The organism is Pseudomonas beijingensis, assembly GCF_030687295.1.
GTDB classification, from domain to species: domain Bacteria; phylum Pseudomonadota; class Gammaproteobacteria; order Pseudomonadales; family Pseudomonadaceae; genus Aquipseudomonas; species Aquipseudomonas beijingensis.
Window position 1 is genome coordinate 4,369,736 of the sequence record NZ_CP117425.1, and the last position, 16,850, is coordinate 4,386,585.

Here is a 16,850-nt window from a genome sequence, read left to right on the forward strand (position 1 = left end):
CCGCACTGACCCGGCCACCTTCCAAGTCTCTGTGCCATGGAAGGTGGTCGTTCAAATGTGCATTCCGATGCTCTGATGATCGATGGAGAGACCGTGATGAATCCGGTAAATCAAACAATAATTGATCGGTATCCGACGTCCCTGCGGCTTTTGCACTGGGTGCGCGCAGTACTTATCGCAGGCCTCCTCTGGGCAGGCTGGCACATGACCGGGATGGATGACGAAGTGGCGAGTAAATACGAGCTCTATTACCCGTGGCACAAATCCTTTGGGGTGCTGGCATTCCTGGTGGTCCTGGTCCAGATCGCCCTGCGGGTGAGAACGGCCAGGCTGCCGCAACCGCCAGAGACGCTGGCACGGTATGAGCGGGTTTCGTCAAGGCTCGCTCACCGTACCTTGTACGCGCTGCTGGTGATCGTGCCGTTGATGGGCTATTCGATGTCGAGCACCTACACGATGAGCGACGGCGTGTTCTTCTTTGGGGTGAATCTTCCGGAACTCTTGGGCAAGAATGACGACTGGTTCGTCGTCTTCCAATGGCTGCATAAAGTGCTCGCCTATACCCTGCTCGGCCTGATCCTGGTGCATGTCGCCGGCGCCCTCAAGCATCGGTTCTATGACCGCGACCCGCGAAACGATGTCCTGCGCCGCATGCTGTGACGTGATGAGGCGTTGGCGAAAGATGCCAACGCCTTCACTCACGGCTCGGACCGCAGAGACCCGGTAAAGTCCGCCGGCAAAGCGATTGGCTTGACGAGTCGCGCATCCTCCGGCAGCAAGTACCCCTCCTTGATCGCCTGTTGTTTGGCGGCCTCGAAACGACTCGCATAATTTGCATGACTGCCATACAACGCCTTCAGCCGCTGCGCGGAATACGGCACCTTCGTGTCGTAGGCTGAACCGCAGCCGGTCTCCTGGTCGGTCAGGTAGGTGGCGCTTGGCACCCTGATCCACGGCGGACGCACACCCCCCAGCATGTTGCCGGTCTGCGGATCGCGGGCAACGCCCTTCCCCTCGCGACCGACCCGTTCAGCCTTGGGCATCGGCGTACCTTCACGCACCCAGCGATCCATCGCGTCGAGGATCGCCGACACGACCGTCTCCACCGGCTCGTCATAGAGGGACTGGCAGTGCGGATCGTTGCGCTTGTCACCGTCAGCCGGATGCGGCTCTGTCCCGTCGGTGCCTTGATCGGCAAGACGCAGGTGTGGCATGCCCGCGATCTCGTAGTAGCGCAGCTTCGGTTGGTCTGTATCTGGCGGTAGCGCGATCTCCTGGTTGGCATCGTGTACCACCTCGGCCTGGCTGTAGACCGTCACGAAAGGCGCGTCCGAGGGGATTTTGCGCGGAACCCTGAGTACCTCGCCACCCAGGTCGCCATACACAACGTGCCCCGTCATGTAGGCGTCGATCAGCGGCTTGCCGTCCGGCATGCGCCACTGCTGATGCCGGCCCTGATCGAGGTAATCGAGCCAGAGCTGCCCATTGATTGCCCAGGTGTTGACATAGATACGCTTGACGTCGAGCCCCTGGGTGGGGCCGTGTACGAGGTTTGACTTGAGCAGCATGGCCAATTGCGCGGCAATGCCCTGCGCCTGGGGCGGGTACTGGTCGGGACCGTCACCGCGTCGAAACCGGTCGCTGTCGTAGTAGCTGCCGAGCGGTGCATAGCGCTTGTAGTCGTAGCGCCGCATGAAGTCCAGATTCAAGTTGCGGGGCTCAGGATCCCAATCCAGCGTCTTGGGATCGTTCGCCGGCCGATTGATGCTGAGTGTGTAGCCGGCGAATGCATACCCCTTGCGCAGCAGGTAGTTGCGGGTGAGGATCCAGCCCGCGCCGCGTTCGCCCATCCAACTGAACGGTTCCATCACGACGGTGCCGTTGAAGCGTCCAGGGTCCTTGGGTTTGCGGATAAGGAAGCGCGTGACGTAGGGCGCGTCGAACACATGCTCGCCAGAAGCGGTGATCGCTGGCGCGAGCCCTAGCATGTAGTACTCCTCCTCTACATACCCGAACCTCTCCAGGTCGACATACTCGGTGCCGTGCCTTGACGCGGACGCGAGCGGTAACTGACCGCTGGGAGGCACCTGGGAGATTTGCGGCATGGATGGCGTTTGCGCGACGACGGGCGCAGCCGTCGTCAGTACCAGCAAAGCCGCCATGGAAAGTCTGGGCAACCGAACCTTGCCCGTGGGCTTCATTTCCAGGCTCCGATGGTTTTCCCATTGGGCAACCGCAGCGCCTGGAGGGCACCACCCGTCTTCGTCTCGTCCTTCATCGGAGCGAGCTGCAGGTCGACCTTGTCGCCCGGCTTGAGCGTATTGGCCATCCAGCCCTGGCGCATCAGGATGTTCGGGCCGCCGGCCTCGATCGCCCAGGTCTCGGTCTTGTCCTCGACCGGCACATCGACGAACAACCAAACGTGAGGGTTTTTAAACTGCACCTCACTCACTGTGCCGGCAATCGCGACGAGCTTCGACATGTCGAAGGCTGAGTAGGAATGGTGGGCAAAAGCCGCCGGGGCCGACAAGCCCAGGAACGCCAAACTGAACAGAATGGATTTGAGATTCACTTCGTGTCTCCTTGATTATTGTTGTCCGCTGGGTTCAGGTTCCGTCGCTCGGGAATCGTCGTGATTTCCGCGCCCGTCACAGGATCGATCGACTCGTTATTGCTGTCCTCGCAGACGAACTCCATGAATTCGACCCCCTTGGGCGCACGGCGGAACGTCAGCGGCGCCCACTGCCATGGCTTGACCAGCGCATCCGGGTCTTCGACCCTGCCGTCCACCTGCAGCAGGCCTTCGTCATTGATGAAGATCCTCTCTTTGATGATCATGCGGGGGCCGTGGCCCAGCGCGTCGTCGGCATGCCCATACTCGCTCAACGTGGTTTCCTGGCGGATGTTGGTCGTCTCGACGACCAACACATTTCCCTCCCAGCGTGCGACTGAATGGCCCTCGAACGTCGGGGGAGCTTCCTCCGGATTGGGGTGGGCGCGCCCATCGAGGTAAATGCGACGAGTCTCGCGCAGGAACTCTTGCGCCCAGTTGATTTGCGTCGGCGTCTGCATGATCTCTACCGCGTAGGGCCCGACCATGTTCGTTGGCATGCCCAGCACCTTGCACGAGGTCTTGAACTCGCTGCCCACTTTGGTGAGGGCTTCAGCGCGTTTCCTGGCGCTCTCGAGGTAGACCCCCTTGAGTTCCGGCGTGGTGCCGAATGGAGGGCCAATATTGGTGTCGGGGTTATCGGCACCCGTGCTGTTGACGAGGGGGTCTACGGAACTCCCCACCGGCATCCAGAGCCCGCTGATGTCGGGCGGTGCGGCTTTCGGCTGGGCCGCGCTGGCGGTTGCATTGGGCGTTGCGGCGATGGCGAACGAAGGATTCGCCGAGGCGGCCAGGATGGCCAGCAGCGCGATGACTGCATGAGCAAGAGGGAGCATTTTCATAGGCATGACCTGCGTCTTTTTCTACACGTTGGTAGTGACTGACATCCCGGAAACCGCCACCGTTGAAGTGCGTGACGGCCGGTGCCAGGCGCGTGGGTGTGGTTTATTCCAAGGGGACGATACGCAAGCACTCCGTTGGGGAGATATCCCAAATCAGCATGCGCTCACGGTGTGTGGCGGCGTGGATGGCCGCTCAGAAACTCACCCAGGCGATGAGCTGGAAGTAGGTGTTCGTCGATGCGCTCCCACTTTGGTTACCACCGTTGCCGAGCCACTTCTCAGGCTTGTAGAAACCGACAAGGGGTGAGAGCGTGATGTTGTCCGTCACCATCCAATCCAGAAAGAAGTCGACCTCGCGTGCGCTGAAGTCCTGCTCCCCCCGTCGGGAAAGCTGGTGGTAGTCGAAGGCCATCGCGTTAAGCGTCAACTTGTCGGTCGGCATGACCGAGAGCAGCAAATCATTGATCTGCATGTTCGAAGTCACTGAACCTGCGTAATTCACTGCGACTTCACCTTGGTAGCGTTTACGAAAACCGCCCTGGAACAGGAAGTCCCAGCCTTCGGAATAGCGCGTATAGCGATAGCTCACCGTCGGTTGCCATTTGACATCCGCGAAGGTGTAGCCCGCGTCGAAGAACATCGCCCGCTGCGACCCCGACCGTTTTTCCTGGCGCGCCACTTCGAATGCGAAATCGGCGTTCTCGATGCCGGCATTGCCCTGGCCACGGATGCTGTAGATGTCCATGCCCTTGCGCTCCCCCCGATCGCCGAAGACGTATCGCTCTTCGACATCCAGGCCGCGCACGTACGTTGAACCGATCGAGCCGATGGGCGTCGTGTAGTCGACAGTGGCGGCCGCCACTTCGGTCTTGGACTGCCCGGGGTTATCCGACTTCAACCAGATCAAGCTGCCATGAAGGCCCTGCGTACCGCCCAGCTTCAGGACTGCCGTATTACCGAACGCCAAGCGCGGGCCGAGGTAAAAGGCACCGCCGCGATTGAACCGGCCATCCGCGACACCCTCGATGGGGTTGAAGGCGTTCCCGGGGGCGAACCCATCGTCGGTGATCAGAAAGCCGTCCACCGTCACGATCTGTCGGCCAAAAGAGAAATCAACGCCGTCCGTGCCCAACGCCGGAATCAAATCAGCTGACTTCCAGCCCAGATAGGCCTCTTCCACGGCGGTTTCTCTCTCGTTTCCGGCGGTGAGCGCTCCCGCATCGCCATCGCCCCATGACCCGGTACTGATCATGCTGAACCCGCCGTAGATCGAGCCGGCGGCGATCTGATCCGTCGTGCCGCTCAAACCATACTTGGCGAACCCTTCCTGCCACCGCATGCTGCCGGGCTCCCGTTGTGGGTCGCCGAGGTAGTTCTCGCTGCTGCCGAACCAACCAAATCCCGCCCACAGCTCGGCGTTCAGGACGGTCCCACCGTCGTTTTCGTTGTACAGCTCGTAGCCCTGTGCCTGCGGCTCGAACGCGCAGAGTGCAACCAGCGAAAGCAATGGGGCGTAATGGGGGGTGCGCATGACGTCTCTCCTGTTTTTATATTTATGAGGCGAGTCATGAGTGTTCCGATTCGGGTCGCCCCTGCGGTAGCCCAAATCAGCATGTGGGAGGACCGGCGACCCATTTTTCTCAGCGTCCCCCTGCCCGCCGGAAAACATTTCCAGAGACTTGAACGGTTGCCGTTTTGGGCTACGGCATGCCCAGGCGTCGCCCCTATGCTGGGGCCATAAGAACGCATAAGAATGAGGCACCCGTCATGACCCCAATACCGCTGTTACGTCAGGGGCTTTGCCTACTGACCATCGTCGCCTGCAGTGCCCTGCCGTCCCTGGCCACTGCCCACCATTCATTCGCACTGTTCGACCAGACCAAGACCGTCACAGTCAAGGGCGTCGTCGAGCGCTTTGCCTGGACCAATCCGCACATCACGATCTACCTCGATACCCCCGGCCCGCCGCCCCAGCGATTCAAGATCGAGACGGGCAGCGTCAACGCGTTGCAGCGTGCTGGCTGGAGCGCTGATTCGATCAAGGCCGGCGAGAGCGCCGAGGTGTCCTTCAGGCCGCTGAAAAACGGTGATCCGGGCGGCCTGCTGGTGGAGATCAAAATCGGTGACGTCGTGCTCACGGGCGGCGGATAAGAAGTTGGCTCCTTCCCAGCTTCATGGCCACCGAGCCAAACCGAACAAGCCAGCCAGCAGCGTGGAGACGTTTCAATGAAACCGGTACGAACCTTGAGCGCAGCAACAATCTTCTTCGGCGTCATCCTCGCGACGGTCGTCGGGGTGTGCCACGCAGCGCCGTCCAAATCCCAGAACAACCCGCGCCCGGACATCAGCGGCACCTGGGAAAGAACCCCGGACGACTGGTTCGGTGAGAACCCGGACGATCCGGTGCACCCTGGCGGCCCTATGGACCTGAAGGAACCCTACGCTGGCGAATACGCCGCACTGAAAAAGAAACAAGCCGCCGCGAATGAAGCCGGCGCGCCATTGGCCACAACGAGCTCCAGGTGCCTGCCCGAAGGCATGCCGACGATGATGGCGGCGCTGTTTCCGATCCAGATCATTCACGACGACAAGCAGGTGATTGTCCTCGGCGAGTACCTCCAGCAGGTGCGGCGGATTCTCCTGAACCAAGCCATGCCGCCCAAAGAGAAGCTCGACCCCAAATATCAGGGCCATTCCCGCGGCCACTGGGAAGGCGACACGCTGGTGGTGGAGACGCAACGCGTGCGAACCGACGTGACGTTCTATGACGTTCCCCACGGTGAGGCGATGAAGATCACCGAACGCATCAGGCTAAAGGGGCCAGACCACTTGCAGAACCAGGTGGTGATCGAAGACCCACAGGTGCTCAACACCCCGTATCGCTTCACGTTCGACTACAAGCGCTCCAACTACGCCATTCAAGAATATGTCTGCGAGAACAACCAGATCGTGATCGACAGCGAGGGCAAGGCGTCCCTCAGCCGTGAGTGAAGCCCCTATTGGATCAAGACAGTGTTGGGGCTGCTGCGCAGCCCAGCGGGAGCAAGCTCCCTCGCCACAAAAGGCGGCGTTTGCCACAGGTTGGCGGGCAACGTAATGGGATCTGATTACCCCACAGCACTGCCCAGCCAAACGCAAAACCGTGGCGAGGGAGCTTGCTCCCGCTGGGGTGCGAAGCGCCCCCAAACCAGGCTGACGTTGCTCCCTTGGAGATGACCGGATGGAACGACCAATAACTATCAGCCTTCTACGGCCGATGCTGCCAGGGGTCATGCTCTCGCTGATCCTCACCTCGAACACGTTCGCCGAGGTGCCGCGCATGCCCACGGCCATCGCCATACCGCCCTCCAGCGAGCCACCGCTGTCGTCGGCGAAACGGCCGGGCACGGAGCACAGCGATCTCGCCAAGTACGGCTACGTCGAGGAGGAGTTTTACCTGCAAGGCGTCGCCCCAGCCATTACCGCCGCCGGCAAAACCCTCTTCGAGGCGCCTTACACCACGCGCATCCTGGTGCGTAAACCAACAGACCCGGCGCGCTTCAATGGCACGGTGGTGATCGAGCCGTTCAGTTGGTTTGGCGAGCGTGGCGCAGGATGGATCCTGACCCGTGACTACTTGCTGCGGCGCGGCTACGCGTACGTCGGCTACACGCTGAACATGAACAAGCCGGCCGTCGATCCCAAGTTCATCGCGGATACCCCGGCCGCCGAAGCGGAGCAAATTGCCCAGTACGGACGGATCGTGAACTTCGAGTTCATGCGCCGCTTCGACTACGCGCGCTATGCGCCGCTGGGCACCTACTACGATCCACAGCGTTTCACCCGTGGTGAAGGTCCTGACCCGTTCGTGCCACAGTCACAGGGGATCGCGGCGCAGCTGGCGTTACTGCTCAAAACCAATGCAGCGCAAGGCCCTTTGGCCGGCCTGGATGTGCATCGCGTCTACGTCAACAGCTGGGCGGTGACCGCGCAAGTCTGGATGGACTACCTCGACCAGGGCCGGCACCAGCAATGGCGCATGCCCGACGCACGACCGTTGATCGATGCCTATATGACGGGGCGCATGGCCTATGGCGAGGTGGGCGGCGACGTGATCCGGCTGCCGCGGCAGATGCCCGACGGCGTGCCGTTCGTGACCGTCTACAGCCAGTCCGAACTGATGCACGACGTGATCGAAGGCATCGACCTGCCGCCGGACACCGACAGCCCGCAGCTTCGTTATTACGAAGTGACCGGCATGCCCCATCTGCGGCTGGCCGACCTCGGTACGGAACATACCGAACTGTTCGCGAACGACGTCGGCAAGGGCGACGACCCACGGTGCCGGACGCTGTACGACGAGCCGGCGGAACTGGTCGTCTCGGCCCTCCTGGATGGCATGGACCACTGGGTGCGCGAGGGCAAAGCCATGCCGAAGGCCCCCCGAGTCGTACGCGAGGGCAAGGCCGCCGTGCGCGACCCCGCTACCGGCAACTTGCAAGGGGGCGTGCGCCCGCCCTGGATCCAGGTGCCCAGCGCGACCTACCTCACCGACCAGGAGACCGGCTGCGGCCTGATCTACGACACCAAGGTGCCCTACGCCAAGGACGTGCTTGGCCAGCGCTATGGCAGTTTCAGCCATTACGCACAGGCATTCGAAGACGCCAAGCGCCTCTCGATCAAGCAAGGCTATCTCCTCCCGGAGGACGCAACGGGCCTGCGTCCGATCGCGAAACCTCAAGACTTCTAACTCAACGCGGAAGCAAAGCAGATGTCATCAGAACTCATCATCGCCTGGATCTACGCGTCACCGTTAAGCACGGCCATCAGGGACATGTCCTGGGTCGTGCCCACCGTCCAGAGCGTTCATATCGTCGCCATCGCAGTGATCTTCGGCGCTGCGGTCATCTCCGACCTCAGGCTCGCGGGCGTGTTCGCTACCGACGAACCCATGGGCGGCGTCGTGCGCCGTTACTTCCCATGGATGCGCGCGGCGCTCATCGTCCTGCTCCTCAGCGGATTGGTCATGGTCATCGGCGAGCCCGATCGGGTGCTCGTCAACACAACGTTCTGGCTGAAGATGTTCCTGGTCGTCGCCGTGTTCACGCTGACCTGGTCGGTCCGGCGTCCGTTGCTGCGCGCTGTCGGCCCTGCACAAGGCGCCGACGAAAAGCCGCCCATCAAGGCCCTGGCCTGGCTGTCGATCGCCCTGTGGTGCGTCGTGATCTTCTGTGGTCGCTGGATTGCCTACTGATCCCAGCGTTTTCAATGTTTTTTTCAGGTATTTGCCATGGACATCCAATCGATATTGCAAGCCCTCGAGGACACCTTTGTCGCCGCCCAGATCAGAGAGTCGGGTTCCATTTTTCCAAACCTGGAGTCAGTGCACGTGATCGGCATTGCCCTCGTGTTCGGGACCATCGCCGTTGTCGACTTGCGCCTGCTCGGCATCGCCTCCCATCGTCGCAGCGCGCTCCGGCTGATCCAGGAACTGCTGCCCTACACCTGGGTTGCCTTCGCAGCCTGCGTGATCACCGGTCTGCTCATGTTCGTTTCCAATGCCACCACCTATGCGCAAAACAGCGTGTTCTTGTGGAAGATGGGCGTGTTAGTGCTGGCGGGCCTGAACATGGGGATCTTCCACTTGGGCGCCTATCGCCGAATCGAGGAATGGGACACGACTCTGCCGCCTCCCGGCCAGGCCCGTGTCGCTGGATTCTGCTCGTTGGCGCTGTGGGTGAGCGTGATAGGCCTTGGCCGCTGGATCGGGTTCGTCTGATGGCGCGCCTGTCGCGAACCTGGCCCGGCGCTGACGCCAACGGCGCGACCAAGGTCGTGCGCCCGGCTTCCGGCCACTGGGAATCGCTGGCCCTGGTACTAGCGACCCTGGCAATCATCGCCAGCGTGACAGGCTATGTGCTGCTACGCCCACAGCACGCCGGACCGCCGACGCCCTTGAGCTGGCAGGTGCGTTCCTTCGATGGCCTGGGTGCGGTCGACCAGGCCATCCACAGCGCCCTGCTGCCTGCCGGTGAAGAAATCATCTGGAACAACAACGACACCGGCGGTTGGATCACCCTGGAGCGTGCCCAGGAAATTTTGCTGCCGCCCTTCTACCGGGACGCCTTCTGGAAGACCAACGGCGAGGTGCATTGGCAGTTGATCCTGCCTGGCGGCCACCTGCCCCATGCCGGTTCCGTCGATGAGCACGAAGACGACGCTGCTGCCCCGGCCACCAACGAAGTGTCGCAAGCCACCCAGGGCCAGGGCGCGACGGTCTACTACGGCGCCGCCGGCCGCGCGCCCGGCCAGAGCGCCTACCTGCTCGTCATTGGACACGCCCATGCCGGCGTCATGTGGGCCAACCAGGCAACGATCTGGGTCCACCCCGACCCGAATGCGCCCTACCCCGGGATCGTCAAGCCCGAATCGCTGGTCGGCAAAGGTTGGCGTCAGGTCATTCCTTACGACGGCGCCAGCGAAGTCGAACGCGTTAAAGGAAACCAGCCATGACCGTTTCTACGAAATACCGCACACTGTGGCGCCGTTGCCTGACACTGCTGGTGCTGATACCCGCCATCGCACTCGCCGACTCGACGCCCCCCTTGGGCAAGAAGCTCAAGATCGGCGTCACCCTGCACCCCTATTACAGTTTCGTGGCGAATATCGTCGGTGATCGGGCCGAGGTCGTTGCGCTCATCCCGGCACAAGCGAATCCGCACAACTATCAACCGCAACCGGACGACATCACCCGCGCGATGACGCTCGATGCCCTGGTCGTCAATGGCATCGGGCACGATGAATGGGCCTTCCAGATCGTCAAGGCTGCCGGTCGTGGGGCGACGCTGCCGATCATCCAGGCCAATGCCTCAGTGGCCCTGATTCCCATCGGCGGTGACCAGGGCGGCGCCAAGGTGGTCAATCCGCACACCTTCGTATCCACCACGGCAGCGATACAGCAGGTCTTCGAGATCACTCGCCGGTTGGGGGAACTGGACCCGGACAATGCTGCGGCGTATCGACAAAACGCCCTCGCCTATGCCGCACGCATCCGAGCATTACGGGCCGGCTTCATGACCCGCTTCGCCGCCCTGGATCTGTCATCGTTCCGCTGTGCGACGACCCATGCCGGCTACGACTACATGATGCAGGAGTTCGGCCTGTTCGTGAGCGCCGTGATCGAACCTCGTCATGGCGTCGCACCCACGGCGCGCCAGTTGGCCAACACCCTCGACGCGATCAAGAAGGCCAATGTTCGGGTGCTGTTCGCCGAAAAAAACTTCTCACTCGACCTCGCCAAGCCGATCGAAGCCGCCACCGGCGTGAAAGTCTTCGCGCTGTCGCACATCACCGGCACAGCCTACAGCGCGGAGGAATTCGAGGTGGCAATGCGCGAGAACCTCGAGACCTTGGCCGAAGCCGTTGAGTTTACGCAGCGATGAAAGAGGAACAAGTCATGCGCGGTCCCGCCATCGTATTCGATCACGTTTCCCTGCAACTGGGCGGTACGCAAGTGCTCGACGACGTCAGCTTTCGGGTGGAAGCCGGTGCGCTGCACTGCCTCGTCGGTCCCAATGGCGGCGGCAAGACGTCACTGGTGCGCGCACTGCTGGGCCAGATGCCGCATTCAGGGACGGTCCGCTTCGAGGGCGAGGTGACGACACCCATGGGCTATGTCCCGCAATTGCCGGACTTCGACCGCAACCTGCCGATGACGGTCAACGATCTCATGGCGCTTCTTGGTCAGCGCCGGCCGGCCTTCCTGGGCGCCAGCCGAGCCGCCAAGGCGGCCAATGCCGAGGCCCTGGCGCGTACCGGCGTGGCCGGAATGGGCACCAAAGCCTTTGGCAGCCTGTCCGGTGGCCAGCGCCAGCGCGTGCTGCTGGCCCAGGCGATCAGTCCGGCGCCCTGGCTGTTGATTCTCGACGAACCGACCGCTGGCATCGACGAGCCGGGCGTGCGGCTGGTGGAGGCGCTGGTGGCCGAATTGCACGGTCGTGGGGTCACCATCCTGTGGATCAACCATGACCTGGAACAGGTCCGGCGCATCGCCCAATCAGTGACCGTGATCAACCGGCGGGTATTGTTCCATGGCGCCCCCGACCAGGTCGCCCATTCGTTGGAGGGCGCCCAATGAACGCCCTATACGACTTCATTCGCAGCCACCTGCAGGCGCTCGCCGCCAGTAGCTTGCTGTCGCAACCGTTCGAGTACGAGTTCGTGATCAACGCGCTGCTCTGCGCCGTGCTCATCGGCCCGCTGCTGGGCGTACTGGGCTCGATGGTGATGATCAAGCGCATGGCGTTCTTCAGTCAGTCCGTCGGTAATGCAGCGATGACCGGCGTCGCCATTGGCGTGCTGATCGGCGAATCCTACACATCCCCCTACTTCTCGATGTTCGGCTTCTGCTTGCTCTTCGCCCTGACGCTGAAGTACACACAGCACCGCACCACATTGGCCAATGACACGCTGATCGGCGTGTTCCTGTCCATCTCCCTGGCGGTCGGGGCCTCGCTGTTGCTGTTCGTGTCGGCGAAGATCAACACCCACGTAATGGAAAGCGTGCTGTTCGGTTCCATCCTGGCGGTGGACCACACCGACATGAACGTGCTGCTTGGCGTAACGGCGCTGTGCGCGCTGCTTGGGTTGCCGCTGTACAACGGCATGCTGTTGGCCAGCCTCAATCCAAGTCTGGCCCATGCGCGTGGCGTGCGGGTGCGAAGCGTCGAATACCTGTTTGTCGTGCTGGTCACCCTGGTGACGGTTGCCTGCCTGAAGATCATCGGTGCCGTGCTCGTCGAAGCCCTGCTGCTCATACCGGCCGCGGCAGCACGCAACATCAGCCGGTCGCTGCCGGGGCTGGTCGCACGAGCCGTCCTGATTGCGACCTTTTCCTGCGTGGTGGGCATCCTGGCCCCCATGCAATTCCACATCCCCGTACCAACGGGCGGCGCCATCGTGATCGTCGCCGCCCTGGTGTTCATCGCCACCACCGTCATGCGCGCTACCGCATCCCGGTTCAGGGGGGCCAGCGTATGAATAGAAAAGGGGTCTATAGGTCCTGGCTGACGATGCTGGCGCTGCTGCTGGGCATCCCGTTTTCGACCGCTGCCGATACCGGCCAGCAGCACGTGCTTGTCGCATTGCCTGCTGTGTATGCGCTCACCTCGGTACTCAGCGCCGGCACGTCCCTGGAGATCGTCCGTGTTCCGAAGGACGCAGCCGTGCCCATGGAAAGCCAGGCCAACGCGCTGTCGCGCCTCGACGCCGCGGTGTTCCAGCAGGCCGAAGCCGTGGTCACCCTCAGCAGCCTCTGGCGCGCAGATCCGCTGTATGCGACGGCACGCCGCCACAACCTGCGGATCGTCGAGATCGATGCTTCGCGCTCATGGGACACCGTCAAGCCCGGCGTAGCCGTGGCCCACGCGCCAGTGAACGACATTCCCTGGGCCGCCGCGGGCGATGTCGATGAGGGCCCGTCACCCTACGCCTGGCTCGGCCCCGTCAACGCCATGCGCATGTCAGCGCTGATCGCCGCCGACCTGGCACGCCTGGCTCCCGCCGATGCGCCACGGATAGAACGCAACCTCGCTGCACTTGAAGGCCGCTTGCGCCAACTCAAGGCCGACTACGGCACCCGATTGACGGCGGTGCCGGATCTGCGCGTGCTGTCGCTGGCCAATGAGTTCATCTACCTGTTCGGCGAGTTCGGCATCTTTGTCGACGGCTGGTTCGTCCGCCAGGACCTCGACTGGAGCGACGCCGATCGCGCCGCGCTGACCCGCTACCTGCGCGAGCGTGACATCCGCGTGGTGGTCCACAAGTGGGCACCGGACGCCCGGATTGCCAAGGCCATCGAGGACGGGGGCGCACGGCTGCTGATCCTCGATACGGGCAACCCGGGAATGCTCGCCGACACGGCCAACGGATACGAAACACTCATGGGTTCGAACCTGGAGGCCTTGCTGACGGCCTTCACCACGACTGGCAATGACAGTACGAGGGGCGATGGTCAGCCCCTTCCCCAATGATCGATTTTGACGGCGAGACGTTATGAAACCCATAGGTTCAATACTGCGAATACCGATGGCAGGCGCCTTGATGTTCTGTCAGGCAGCCTTCGCCCACGGCCCCGTTTTCGATTGCTACATCGAGGGCGATAACCGGGTGACGTGCGAGGCGGGCTTCACCGACGGCAGCTCGGCCGCCGGCAGGCAAATCCATGTCCAGGACCCGAGCAACAAGGTGTTGCTCCAAGGCGAGGTCGACAAGGACAACACCTACACATTCCAGCCTCCCGCTGGGAGCTACTCCGTGGTGTTCTTCGGCGGAGCCGGCCATGAGATCACGATTCAGTCTTCCGACATTTCAAGGTGAAAACGACCATGACGTTCAAACGCAAACTGCTCCAGGCCCTGGCCGCGACCACATTCACTGGTTTGACCGGCGCTGCACAGGCCCATTTCCAGATGCTCTACCTTGAGGAAACGGCGCTGCAGCGCGCGGAAAAACTCGAGTTCGCGCTGGTGTTCACCCACCCCTTCTCCGGCGGCCCCACCATGACCATGGATGAACCTCGCGCCTTCAGCCACACCAGCGCCCACGGCGAGGAAAAAATAGATCTGCGCAAATACTTGCGCCCCGTCGAATGGCAGAGTCGCGACAACCGAACGAGGGCCTATCGTGCCTCGATTCCAAAGGAGTTGGTGCGTACATTGGGTGACCATATCTTCGTACTCGAACCCGAGCCCTACCTGGAAACCGAGGAAGACATCTACATCCAGCAGTTCACCAAGCTGATCGTGAACGTGGGCGGAGTCCCCAGCAACTGGGCAGAACCACAAGGGTTGCCGGTTGAGATCCAGCCATTGAACAAGCCTTATGCCAACTGGACGGGCGGTGTGTTCCGCGCCGTGGTACTGGCCGGCGGAAAACCTGTGCCGTTCGCCGAAATCGAAATCGAATACGTCAACCATTCCGTTGATCTCGAGAAAAACGCCTTCGGCGGACAAGACTACGTCACGGCCCCCCAAGCTTCATTCAAAGCCCAGAGTACCTACTCGGACGCCCAAGGCATCGTGACCATCGGCCTGCCCCGGGCCGGCTGGTGGGGCATTGCGGCGCTCGACATCGGCGCAACGAAAACCCACAAGGGCAAACCCCTGTCGCAAGACGCGGTGCTGTGGGTGCAGGTCAGGGACATGAAGTGACCCGATGCAGCGCCCCCCCAAAGCTCATGTTCGCGATGGCGGTGGTTTAGTCACATGGGTATTGGGCCTACCGGCCTCATCGCGGGCAAGCCCGCTCCCACAGGAAAGCCAGGCGTACATGAAACTTTGTGTCTACTGAAATCCAGCGTGGGAGCGAGCTTGCTCGCGATGGCGGTGGTTCAGTCAATGAAGATGTTGAATGTGCCGGCCTCTTCGCGGGCAAGCCCGCTCCCACAGGAAAGCCAGGCGTACATGAAACTTTGTGTCTACTGAAAATCCAGTGTGGGAGCGAGCTTGCTCGCGATGGCGGTGGTTCAGTCAATGAAGATGTTGGATGTGCCGGCCTCTTCGCGGGCAAGCCCGCTCCCACAGGAAAGCCAGGCGTACATGAAACTTTGTGTCTAAAAATCCAGTGTGGGAGCGAGCTTGCTCGCGATAGCGGTGGTTCAGTCAATGAAGATGTTGGATGTGCCGGCCTCTTCGCGGGCAAGCCCGCTCCCACAGGAAAGCCAGGCGTACATGAAACTTTGTGTCTACTGAAAATCCAGTGTGGGAGCGAGCTTGCTCGCGATAGCGGTGGTTCAGTCAATGAAGATGTTGGATGTGCCGGCCTCATCGCGAGCAGGCTCGCTCCCACAGGAGGAGCGCGGTCACCCAGAACCAGGTCGGCTATCAGGCCGCCTCGTGGAGGACGTTGATCTCGGGCGCCCCGTTAACCACGATGCCTTCGTTCAGGCATGCCGAGCCCTAGCGAGGCACCGAGTGGTGGGGCAAAAGCGCTTTGGTTACTTTCGACTGGGCCGGCTTCCGGGCTTTTCGAAAGTGACCCGCTGTAAGAGCGGAACCATAAGCAGCCGTTACGCAAAAAACGGATATACACACCGCTCCCAAGCCCCCACTCAAACCACAGGCTCCCAACGCCGAAACAACACGCTGGCATTAACCCCACCAAACCCGAACCCATTGGAAAGCGCATGGGTCATCGGCATCTTCCTCGCCTCCAGGCCAACCAGATCAAGCCCCGCAGCCGCCTCATCAGGATGAACCAGATTCAGGGTAGGCGGAACGATCTGGTCCCGAAGCGCCAACACCGTAAAAATAGCCTCGATACCACCAGCCGCCCCCAACAGATGCCCGGTGGCGGACTTGGTGGAGGTGATCGCCACATCGGAATCGCGCCCGAACACCGAGCGAATCGCCGCCAGCTCACCGTTATCGCCAACTTGAGTCGACGTCGCATGGGCATTGATATGCTGCACATCGGCAGGGCTGACCGCGGCCTGGCGCAGCGCCTGCTCCATCGCGCGCCGGGCGCCGTTGCCGTCTTCCGGGCCTGCCGTCAGGTGGTAAGCATCGGCGCTGGTGCCATAACCCACCAACTCCGCCAGGGGCTTGGCGCCACGTGCGAGGGCGTGCTCCAAGGACTCGATGACCAGCAACCCCGCCCCCTCGGCCATGACAAAGCCATCGCGATCACGATCGAACGGACGCGAGGCCTCTTGCGGGCGCTCGGCAAACCCAGTGGACAAGGCCCGAGCGGCGGCAAAACACCCCAGGGTCACACGGTCTATCGCCGCTTCCGTCCCTCCGCATACGGCGATGTCGGCCTCACCGCTCCTGATGAGCCTGGCCGCATCGCCAATGGCTTGCACCCCGGCGGCACAGGCGGTGACCGGCGCGCCGAGCGGCCCTTTGAAACCGTGCCGAATGGACACCTGCCCGGCCGCCATGTTCGCCAGGAAGGCCGGTGCCGTGAACGGTGACAATCGGCGCGGACCACGGGCATCGGTGGTGCGCACGGCATCGGCAATCGTGCCAAAGCCACCCACGCCCGAGGAAATAATGGTCGCCGTCCGCTCCTGGTCTTGGGCATCGGTCGGTTGCCAGCCGGCCTGTTGCAACGCCTCTTCAGCCGCCACCAGCGCGAACTCGATGAAGCGGTCCATCTTCTTGCGATCCTTGGCCGGGATGGTGCGCTCCGGGTCATAACCGGCGGTGGCGTCCTCCTCCAGCGACGGCACCTGGCCGCCCACGGCCACACCCGTCCCCTCGGTGATATCACCAGACAGCAGACGAATGCCCGAGCGCCCGGCCAACAACCGCTGCCAGACCTCTTCCACGCCACAGCCCAGCGGACCGACAATGCCCACGCCGGTGACGACTATGCGTTTTTGACCTTGGGAAGTCATCATTTCAAACCTCTTCGTT

General features: G+C 62.1%; 18 protein-coding genes. 13 read left to right on the forward strand and 5 right to left on the reverse strand.

Annotated features, from left to right (window positions below; translation table 11 throughout):
- Positions 1-96 precede the first annotated feature (96 nt).
- Positions 97-660: a cytochrome b gene (locus PSH84_RS19595; RefSeq protein ID WP_122566956.1), complete on the forward strand. Its 564-nt coding sequence runs from the start codon at positions 97-99 to the stop codon at positions 658-660.
- Between the two features lie 38 nt (positions 661-698).
- On the opposite strand, the gene PSH84_RS19600 is transcribed toward PSH84_RS19595, so the two are convergent.
- The 4 genes from PSH84_RS19600 to PSH84_RS19615 form a co-directional block, all read right to left on the reverse strand.
- Complete coding sequence (locus PSH84_RS19600; RefSeq protein ID WP_305481618.1) at positions 699-2,201, reverse strand: alpha/beta hydrolase domain-containing protein; 1,503 nt, start codon at positions 2,199-2,201, stop codon at positions 699-701.
- Positions 2,198-2,572 (reverse strand): DUF6152 family protein, encoded by a 375-nt coding sequence (locus PSH84_RS19605; protein WP_305481619.1) that lies wholly within the window; start codon positions 2,570-2,572, stop codon positions 2,198-2,200. The genes PSH84_RS19600 and PSH84_RS19605 overlap by 4 nt, the downstream gene beginning before the upstream one ends.
- Entirely contained in the window at positions 2,569-3,453 is an 885-nt protein-coding gene (locus tag PSH84_RS19610) for a hypothetical protein (RefSeq protein ID WP_305481620.1), read from the reverse strand. Before PSH84_RS19610 ends, PSH84_RS19605 begins: the two co-directional genes overlap by 4 nt.
- Before the next feature lie 193 nt (positions 3,454-3,646).
- A complete protein-coding gene (locus PSH84_RS19615; protein ID WP_305481621.1) occupies positions 3,647-4,984 on the reverse strand; it encodes an alginate export family protein in 1,338 nt (445 codons plus the stop codon).
- A 236-nt stretch (positions 4,985-5,220) separates the two neighbouring features.
- On the opposite strand from PSH84_RS19615, the gene PSH84_RS19620 reads away from it, so the two are divergent.
- The 12 genes from PSH84_RS19620 (at position 5,221) to PSH84_RS19675 (ending at position 14,642) form a co-directional block, all read left to right on the forward strand.
- The gene (locus PSH84_RS19620) at positions 5,221-5,604 is read left to right on the forward strand and encodes a DUF6152 family protein (protein ID WP_305481622.1); all 384 of its coding nucleotides are present in this window, start codon (positions 5,221-5,223) and stop codon (positions 5,602-5,604) included.
- Positions 5,605-5,679: 75 nt separating this feature from the next.
- A complete protein-coding gene (locus PSH84_RS19625; RefSeq protein ID WP_122566941.1) occupies positions 5,680-6,444 on the forward strand; it encodes a hypothetical protein in 765 nt (254 codons plus the stop codon).
- 229 nt (positions 6,445-6,673) lie between these two features.
- Positions 6,674-8,182: an alpha/beta hydrolase domain-containing protein gene (locus PSH84_RS19630; RefSeq protein WP_305481624.1), complete on the forward strand. Its 1,509-nt coding sequence runs from the start codon at positions 6,674-6,676 to the stop codon at positions 8,180-8,182.
- A gap of 21 nt (positions 8,183-8,203) precedes the next feature.
- Positions 8,204-8,686, forward strand: a complete 483-nt coding sequence (locus PSH84_RS19635) for a DUF6644 family protein (protein ID WP_305481625.1) — start codon at positions 8,204-8,206, stop codon at positions 8,684-8,686.
- A gap of 36 nt (positions 8,687-8,722) precedes the next feature.
- The gene (locus PSH84_RS19640) at positions 8,723-9,211 is read left to right on the forward strand and encodes a DUF6644 family protein (RefSeq protein WP_305481626.1); all 489 of its coding nucleotides are present in this window, start codon (positions 8,723-8,725) and stop codon (positions 9,209-9,211) included.
- Positions 9,211-9,945, forward strand: coding sequence for a DUF6162 family protein (locus tag PSH84_RS19645; RefSeq protein WP_305481627.1), 735 nt, complete (start codon positions 9,211-9,213; stop codon positions 9,943-9,945). The genes PSH84_RS19640 and PSH84_RS19645 overlap by 1 nt, the downstream gene beginning before the upstream one ends.
- Positions 9,942-10,874: a metal ABC transporter solute-binding protein, Zn/Mn family gene (locus tag PSH84_RS19650; protein ID WP_305481628.1), complete on the forward strand. Its 933-nt coding sequence runs from the start codon at positions 9,942-9,944 to the stop codon at positions 10,872-10,874. Before PSH84_RS19645 ends, PSH84_RS19650 begins: the two co-directional genes overlap by 4 nt.
- Before the next feature lie 14 nt (positions 10,875-10,888).
- Positions 10,889-11,569: a metal ABC transporter ATP-binding protein gene (locus tag PSH84_RS19655; RefSeq protein WP_240998472.1), complete on the forward strand. Its 681-nt coding sequence runs from the start codon at positions 10,889-10,891 to the stop codon at positions 11,567-11,569.
- Positions 11,566-12,471, forward strand: coding sequence for a metal ABC transporter permease (locus tag PSH84_RS19660; RefSeq protein ID WP_305481629.1), 906 nt, complete (start codon positions 11,566-11,568; stop codon positions 12,469-12,471). Before PSH84_RS19655 ends, PSH84_RS19660 begins: the two co-directional genes overlap by 4 nt.
- Entirely contained in the window at positions 12,468-13,463 is a 996-nt protein-coding gene (locus PSH84_RS19665) for a metal ABC transporter solute-binding protein, Zn/Mn family (protein WP_305481630.1), read from the forward strand. The genes PSH84_RS19660 and PSH84_RS19665 overlap by 4 nt, the downstream gene beginning before the upstream one ends.
- 70 nt (positions 13,464-13,533) lie before the next feature.
- Complete coding sequence (locus PSH84_RS19670; RefSeq protein WP_305481631.1) at positions 13,534-13,809, forward strand: hypothetical protein; 276 nt, start codon at positions 13,534-13,536, stop codon at positions 13,807-13,809.
- An 8-nt stretch (positions 13,810-13,817) separates the two neighbouring features.
- Positions 13,818-14,642: a DUF4198 domain-containing protein gene (locus PSH84_RS19675; protein ID WP_305481632.1), complete on the forward strand. Its 825-nt coding sequence runs from the start codon at positions 13,818-13,820 to the stop codon at positions 14,640-14,642.
- Positions 14,643-15,541: 899 nt separating this feature from the next.
- On the opposite strand, the gene fabF is transcribed toward PSH84_RS19675, so the two are convergent.
- The gene (fabF, locus tag PSH84_RS19680) at positions 15,542-16,834 is read right to left on the reverse strand and encodes a beta-ketoacyl-ACP synthase II (RefSeq protein ID WP_305467107.1); all 1,293 of its coding nucleotides are present in this window, start codon (positions 16,832-16,834) and stop codon (positions 15,542-15,544) included.
- Positions 16,835-16,850: the final 16 nt, after the last annotated feature.